We start from the raw sequence: 6,898 nt of genomic DNA on the forward strand, positions 1-6,898 counted from the left end.
GCCGCACCGTACGTGCCGCCGCGCTGGCGTCGGTGCTGTGCGCGGCCGTGCTCGCGGTGCTGGCCGGGCTGTCGGGCGGCCCGCTCGGTGCCGACGTACTGTCCCGGTTCGGCCCGGTCTGGTGGCAGGCCGCCGCCGCGACGCTGGTCTGGCTGGGGCTGCTGGCGATCCCGACGGCGGTGGGAGTGCGGGCCTGGCGGTGCCGGTCACCCCGGGCGGAGGAGCCGAAGATCGGCAACCAGCGGGAGGACGCGGCCCCGGGCGCCGACGGGGCCGGGCGGCTATGGAAGAGCGCTCGGCTGGGCCGCGGTCGGTTCACGCGAAGCGGCGTGGCCGGAATCGCGGGGGTGGCCGGGAGTGCGGGGGCCGCGGACGGCCCTCGGGGCGCCGGACGAGCCGACGGCACTCGGGGTGCTGGATCGTCCGTGGGTGACGAGGATGCCGAGGGTTTCTGGGGTGCCGGGGTCTTGGACGACACTCGGGGCGCGGGAGACGCTGACGGTTCTCGGGGCGCCGGACGAGCCGCGGGAACTCGGGATGCCGAGCGATCCGGGGGTGATGAGGACGCCGCGATCTTCTGGGGCGCCGGAGATCCGGCTACGGCCTGGGGCGTCGGGCGCCACGCTCCCCACGAGCCGTTCGAGCACGATGCCCTCTACGGCCTGCGCGACCAGAACCGCGACCCGGAATCCGGTCTCTACGACTTCCTGCCGTCCGACCCGGCCCCCTCCGACCGGTCCGCCCCGCCGGAGAGCCCCTGAAGCGTCAGCCGTCCGTCCCCAGGAACCCCCGGAGCTCCTCCGGCAGAAGCTGGGAGCAGGACTGCTTCGACTCGTTCGTGAGGGCGTCGTTGGTGCAGGTGTAGTAGTCGCGGTAGACCAGCTGTGCCGTGAAGGACGCGGCGACCAGGGCGATCGCCAGGCACGCCGTGACCAGGCCGCTCACCGCCGCCGTCGTCTGGGGTCGGCCGCCGCCCTGTTGTTCGGGGGCGGGGGAATCCGGGTCCGGCCTGTGGGGCTTGGCGCGCAGGGAGCTGATGGCCCAGTAGAGGGCGAGCGCGCCGAGCAGCAGCGCCACGTACGGCCAGCTGAAGAGGGCGAAGAAGAAGGCCCACATGCCTGACAGCAGGGCATAGCGAGCGCGGCGCTGCGCGGGATCCGTCGGGTCCCAGCGCACGTTCGGGCCGCCGCCCTGGGGGCCGCCGCCCTGACCCTCGGGCCCACCGCGGGGGCGCTCACCGAAGCCGCCGGGGGAGCGGCCGGGCTGCTGGTCGCTCCACTGGCTGCCCCAGGGCGAACGGTCGCCACCGTCACCGTGGCCGGAGTCCTGGGAGTTGTCGTCCGACGGGCGCCGCGGCTGCCAGGGACGGTCCGGTGTGCCCTCGGGCGGCGGGGCGAAGGGGTTGTCGTCCTGGGACCCGCGCTCGCGCTCCTGCCCGCCGTCGCCGCCCGACGGTGCGTCGGGCGGTGAGCTGGGGCGCTCCCGCAGCAGCACGGCGCCGCGCTCCCCTCCCTGCGGCAACAGCTGGGGGAACGTGAGCAGTCGCAGGCTGCGGTCCGGCATCAAGTGAGCGTCTTCCCGTTGGTGAGGAGGAATGTGTGGACAGAACGGAACGGCGTCGGACCCGGGTCCGTCACCTCCTGAACGCACCACGTCCGGACGTCGTTCCCGAACCGGCTCCGTCCAGACGCTACCTTCCGGCCGTGCCCCCGTCCCGTGGGGGCCGTCCGGTGTGCCGGTATCGTTGCTGACGGTCGGCCGGTTCGTAGGCTTCCCCGTATCCGGGGACGCAAAGCATTCGTATGAATGTACAAAACGTTGAGCGCCGACCGCCCTGGACGGACGCTCCCCCGAGAAAGGCCCTCACCGTGGCCGCCAAGCCCGTGGCCCCGCGCGCCAAGCGCCTCGTCGTGCTGGTCTCCGGATCCGGCACCAACCTGCAGGCGCTGCTCGACGAGATCGCCGCCGTCGGCGCGCAGGAGTACGGGGCCGAGGTCGTGGCCGTCGGCGCGGACCGCGAGGGCATCGAAGGGCTGGCGCGTGCCGAGCGCGCCGGGCTGCCGGCCTTCGTGTGCAAGGTCAAGGACCACGGCAGCCGCGAGGAGTGGGACGCCGCCCTCGCCGAGGCCGTCGCGGCGTACGAGCCCGACCTCGTCGTCTCCGCCGGGTTCATGAAGATCGTCGGCAAGGAGTTCCTCGCACGGTTCGGCGGGCGGTTCGTCAACACGCACCCCGCGCTCCTGCCCAGTTTCCCGGGAGCCCACGCTGTGCGGGACGCACTCGCGTACGGCGCCAGGGTCACCGGCTGCACCGTCCACTTCGTCGACGACGGCGTCGACACCGGGCCGATCATCGCGCAGGGCGTGGTGGAGATCCGGGACGAGGACGACGAAGGCGCTCTGCACGAGCGCATCAAGGAAGTCGAGCGAAGGCTGCTCGTCGAGGTCGTGGGGCGCCTCGCCCGCAACGGCTATCGCATTGAGGGACGAAAGGTAGTTATCCAGTGACCGCCGAGAGCAACAAGCGGCCCCTTCGCCGGGCGCTCGTCAGCGTCTACGACAAGACCGGTCTCGAGGACCTCGCGCGCGGGCTCCACGAGGCCGGGGTCGAGCTCGTCTCCACCGGCTCCACCGCCGCGAAGATCGCCGCTGCCGGCGTCCCCGTCACCAAGGTCGAGGAGCTCACCGGCTTCCCCGAGTGCCTGGACGGCCGGGTCAAGACCCTGCACCCGCGCGTGCACGCGGGCATCCTCGCCGACCTGCGCCTGGACAGCCACCGCGAGCAGCTCGCCGAGCTGGGTGTCGAGCCGTTCGACCTCGTCGTCGTGAACCTCTACCCGTTCCGCGAGACCGTCGCCTCCGGTGCCTCGCCCGACGAGTGCGTCGAGCAGATCGACATCGGCGGTCCCTCCATGGTCCGGGCCGCCGCGAAGAACCACCCGTCGGTCGCGGTCGTCACGAGCCCGGCCCGGTACGCCGATGTGCTCAAGGCCGTCCAGAGCGGCGGCTTCGACCTCGTCACCCGCAAGCGGCTCGCCGCCGAGGCCTTCCAGCACACGGCCGCCTACGACGTGGCCGTCGCCTCCTGGTTCGCCTCCTCCTACGCGCCCGTCGACGAGTCGCAGTTCCCCGACTTCCTCGGCGCCACCTGGGAGCGCGAGCACACCCTGCGCTACGGCGAGAACCCGCACCAGCCGGCCGCGCTCTACGTCTCCACGGCATCGATGAGCGGCTCCGCCGCGGGCGGCGGCCTCGCCCAGGCCGAGCAGCTGCACGGCAAGGAGATGTCGTACAACAACTACACGGACACCGACGCCGCCCGCCGTGCCGCGTACGATCACGCCGATCCGTGCGTCGCGATCATCAAGCACGCCAACCCGTGCGGCATCGCGGTCGGTTCGGACGTCGCCGAGGCGCACCGCAAGGCGCACGCCTGCGACCCGCTGTCGGCGTTCGGCGGTGTGATCGCGGTCAACCGCCCGGTCAGCAAGGAGATGGCGGAGCAGGTCGCGGAGATCTTCACCGAGGTCATCGTCGCGCCCGGCTACGAGGACGGGGCCCTGGAGGCCCTCACCAAGAAGAAGAACATCCGCGTGCTGCGCTGCGCCGACGGACCGGCCGCGCCGGTCGAGGTCAAGCCGATCGACGGCGGCGCGCTGCTCCAGGTCGCCGACCGTCTCCAGGCCGACGGCGACGACCCGGCCAACTGGACGCTGGCGACCGGTGAGGTGCTGAGCGCCGACGAGCTGGCCGAGCTGTCCTTCGCCTGGAAGGCCTGCCGCGCGGTGAAGTCCAACGCGATCCTGCTCGCCAAGGACGGCGCCTCGGTCGGCGTCGGCATGGGGCAGGTCAACCGGGTGGACTCCGCGAAGCTGGCCGTCGAGCGGGCCGGTGCCGAGCGTGCCGCGGGCGCGTACGCCGCGTCGGACGCGTTCTTCCCCTTCCCGGACGGCCTGGAGATCCTCACCGCGGCCGGAGTCAAGGCCGTGGTCCAGCCCGGCGGTTCCGTCCGTGACGAACTGGTCGTGGAGGCCGCGCAGAAGGCCGGCATCACGATGTACTTCACGGGGACGCGGCACTTCTTCCACTGAGACCCGCCGAGACCGGTGACGGAGCGGGCCGGCGGAACCCCGCCGGCCCGCTCCGGACGCGTCAGCCGTCGACCTCGTACCGCCCGGTCTCCAGGAAGTACCGCAGTTCCTCCGGAGTGCCGTCGATGGCGTCCTCGGCGGCCGCGCGCAGCGCCGCGCTGATGGTCGGGTCGGCCAGTATGCGGGCGACGGCTCATCAAGGGCGAGAACGGCATCGGTACGGTCCGCAAGACCACCCTCCCCGGCGGCCTGCGCATCGTCACCGAAACCCTGCCCTCGGTCCGCTCCGCGACCTTCGGCATCTGGGCGCACGTCGGCTCCCGCGACGAGACCCCGGCCCTGAACGGCGCCACCCACTACCTGGAGCACCTGCTCTTCAAGGGCACCAGCCGCAGGTCGGCCCTGGACATCTCAGCAGCGCTCGACGCGGTCGGCGGCGAGATGAACGCGTTCACGGCGAAGGAGTACACGTGCTACTACGCACGCGTGCTCGACAACGATCTGCCGCTGGCCATCGACGTCGTCTGCGACATGCTGACCGGCTCGCTCATCCGCGAGGACGACGTCAACGTCGAGCGGGGCGCCATCCTCGAAGAGATCGCCATGACCGAGGACGACCCGGGCGACTGCGTGCACGACCTGTTCGCGCACACGATGTTCGGCGACAACCCCCTCGGCCGCCCGGTCCTCGGCACGGTCGACACGGTCAACGCCCTCACCGCAGACCGCATCCGCCGCTTCTACAAGAAGCACTACGACCCGACCCACCTGGTCGTCGCCTGCGCCGGCAACATCGACCACGCCCAGGTCGTGCGGCAGGTCCGCGCCGCTTTCGAGAAGGCCGGCGCCTTCGGCGACCTCGCCGCCGACCCGGTCGCCCCGCGCAGCGGCACGCGTGCCCTGCGCACCGCGGGCCGGGTCGAGCTGATCGACCGCAAGACCGAGCAGGCGCACGTCGTGCTCGGCATGCCGGGCCTGTCCCGCACGGACGAGCGGCGCTGGGCCCTGGGTGTGCTGAACACCGCCCTGGGCGGCGGCATGTCCTCCCGCCTCTTCCAGGAGGTCCGCGAGAAGCGCGGCCTCGCCTACAGCGTGTACTCGTACACCTCGGGCTTCGCCGACTGCGGCCTGTTCGGCGTCTACGCCGGCTGCAGGCCCTCACAGGTGCACGACGTGCTGAAGATCTGCCGCGACGAACTCGACCAGGTCGCCGAGCACGGCCTCTCGGACGACGAGATAGGGCGTGCGATCGGCCAGCTCCAGGGGTCCACGGTCCTCGGCCTGGAGGACACCGGCGCGCTGATGAACCGTATCGGCAAGAGCGAGCTGTGCTGGGGCGAGCAGATGTCGGTCGACGACATGCTGTCCCGGATAGCGTCGGTCACCCCGGACGACGTCCGTGAGGTAGCCCGCGAGATCCTGGGACGGCGGCCCTCCCTGTCGGTCATCGGCCCGCTGAAGGACAAACAGGCGACCCGCCTGAACGACGCCGTCGCCTGACAATCCCCTGGTGAAGGAAGCACAAGAGATGAGCAAGCTGCGCGTGGCGGTCCTCGGCGCCAAGGGCCGGATCGGCTCGGAAGCCGTACGAGCCGTCGAAGCCGCCGAGGACATGGAACTGGTCGCCGCCCTCGGCCGGGGCGACAAGCTGGAGACGCTGACCGAATCCGGCGCCCAGGTCGCGGTCGAACTGACCACGCCCGACTCGGTCATGGCCAACCTCGAGTTCTGCGTCGGCCACGGCATCCATGCGGTCGTCGGCACCACCGGCTGGACCGACGAGCGCCTCGCCCAGCTGAACGGCTGGCTGTCTTCCTCACCGGAGACGGGCGTGCTCATCGCGCCGAACTTCTCCATCGGGGCCGTACTGAACATGAAGTTCGCGCAGATCGCGGCACCGTACTTCGAGTCGGTGGAGGTCATCGAGCTCCACCACCCGAAGAAGGTCGACGCCCCGTCGGGCACCGCCACGCGCACGGCCCAGCTCATCGCGTCGGCTCGTGCCGAGGCGGGTGCGGCCCAGGCACCGGACGCCACGGAGACCGCTCTGGACGGCGCGCGGGGCGCGGACGTCGACGGCGTCCCCGTGCACTCCGTCCGCCTGCGCGGCCTGCTGGCCCACCAGGAGGTCCTGCTGGGCGGCGAGGGCGAGACGCTCACCATCCGCCACGACTCGCTCCACCACAGCAGCTTCATGCCGGGCATCCTGCTCGGCGCCCGCCGCGTGGTGAGCACCCCGGGCCTGACGTTCGGCCTGGAACACTTCCTGGACCTGAACTGAGCCTCTGACCGTCATGCGCGCGAAGCTCACCTACGCCGTCACCGCCGCCGTCCTGGTCGTCTACTTCGTCCTGGTCGGCAGCCGTGGCGTCCTGCTCATCGGGACCGGCACGCCCCTCACCGTCACCTTCGGTGTCGCCGTGCTGATCCTGCCGGTCATCGGCCTGTGGTTCCTCTGGAAGAACACCCAGTTCGCCCGCAGGGCCAATCAACTCGCCGCCGAACTCGAGGCCCAGGGCGGTCTGCCCGTCGACGAACTGCGACGTACCCCCAGCGGACGCATCGACCGCGACTCGGCCGACGAGGTCTTCGCCAAACGCAAGGCCGAGACGGAGGACGCCCCCGACGACTGGCGCACCTGGTTCCGCCTCGCCGTCGCCTACCACGACGCCCGCGACACCCCGCGCGCCCGTAGGGCGATGCAGCACGCGATCGCCCTGCACGACGGCAAGCAGCCCGAAACCGCCTGAACCGCGGTCCACTCATGCCGGCGGGGCCGGACCCCTCGGCGCTTGGCGGCGCGCCCCC

At 71.7% G+C, this 6,898-nt stretch carries 6 protein-coding genes and 2 pseudogenes; 6 read left to right on the forward strand and 2 right to left on the reverse strand.

The genetic code is table 11. From position 1 onward, the window contains the following. Nucleotides 1-761 (forward strand): DUF6350 family protein (locus ABZ281_RS30970; RefSeq protein ID WP_356660835.1); only part of this gene is annotated, 761 nt, incomplete at its 5' end. A 4-nt stretch (nucleotides 762-765) separates the two neighbouring features. Here the strand turns inward: ABZ281_RS30970 and ABZ281_RS30975 are convergent. Continuing rightward, entirely contained in the window at nucleotides 766-1,563 is a 798-nt protein-coding gene (locus ABZ281_RS30975) for a hypothetical protein (protein WP_356660837.1), read from the reverse strand. Nucleotides 1,564-1,868: 305 nt separating this feature from the next. On the opposite strand from ABZ281_RS30975, the gene purN reads away from it, so the two are divergent. Together purN and purH are read left to right on the forward strand one after the other, a co-directional pair. Then, nucleotides 1,869-2,507 carry a phosphoribosylglycinamide formyltransferase gene (gene purN, locus ABZ281_RS30980; protein ID WP_356660839.1) on the forward strand — a complete coding sequence of 213 codons (639 nt, stop codon included), beginning with the start codon at nucleotides 1,869-1,871 and terminating at the stop codon, nucleotides 2,505-2,507. Further along, nucleotides 2,504-4,090, forward strand: a complete 1,587-nt coding sequence (gene purH / locus ABZ281_RS30985; RefSeq protein ID WP_356660841.1) for a bifunctional phosphoribosylaminoimidazolecarboxamide formyltransferase/IMP cyclohydrolase — start codon at nucleotides 2,504-2,506, stop codon at nucleotides 4,088-4,090. The genes purN and purH overlap by 4 nt, the downstream gene beginning before the upstream one ends. Before the next feature lie 61 nt (nucleotides 4,091-4,151). Here purH and ABZ281_RS30990 read toward each other — a convergent pair. Beyond that, nucleotides 4,152-4,283: pseudogene (locus tag ABZ281_RS30990) on the reverse strand (hypothetical protein); the annotation flags it as partial. Between ABZ281_RS30990 and ABZ281_RS30995 the strand changes: the two are divergent. From ABZ281_RS30995 to ABZ281_RS31005, 3 genes and pseudogenes are all read left to right on the forward strand, one after another. Continuing rightward, a pseudogene (locus ABZ281_RS30995) lies at nucleotides 4,283-5,590 on the forward strand (pitrilysin family protein); the annotation flags it as partial. The pseudogenes ABZ281_RS30990 and ABZ281_RS30995 sit on opposite strands and share 1 nt — an antisense overlap. Before the next feature lie 28 nt (nucleotides 5,591-5,618). Further along, the gene (gene dapB / locus ABZ281_RS31000; protein ID WP_356660843.1) at nucleotides 5,619-6,371 is read left to right on the forward strand and encodes a 4-hydroxy-tetrahydrodipicolinate reductase; all 753 of its coding nucleotides are present in this window, start codon (nucleotides 5,619-5,621) and stop codon (nucleotides 6,369-6,371) included. 13 nt (nucleotides 6,372-6,384) lie between these two features. Then, complete coding sequence (locus ABZ281_RS31005; protein ID WP_356660845.1) at nucleotides 6,385-6,840, forward strand: hypothetical protein; 456 nt, start codon at nucleotides 6,385-6,387, stop codon at nucleotides 6,838-6,840. The last annotated feature ends 58 nt before the right edge of the window (nucleotides 6,841-6,898 follow it).

The sequence above is a fragment of the Streptomyces sp. NPDC006265 genome (assembly GCF_040613555.1).
Taxonomy (GTDB): domain Bacteria; phylum Actinomycetota; class Actinomycetes; order Streptomycetales; family Streptomycetaceae; genus Streptomyces.

Coding starts and splice junctions, on each gene's coding strand:
- ABZ281_RS31005 (WP_356660845.1), top strand. CDS start 6,385: ATGCGCGCGAAGCTCACCTACGCCGTCACCGCCGCCGTCCTGGTCGTC.
- dapB (WP_356660843.1), top strand. CDS start 5,619: ATGAGCAAGCTGCGCGTGGCGGTCCTCGGCGCCAAGGGCCGGATCGGC.
- ABZ281_RS30975 (WP_356660837.1), bottom strand. CDS start 1,563: ATGCCGGACCGCAGCCTGCGACTGCTCACGTTCCCCCAGCTGTTGCCG.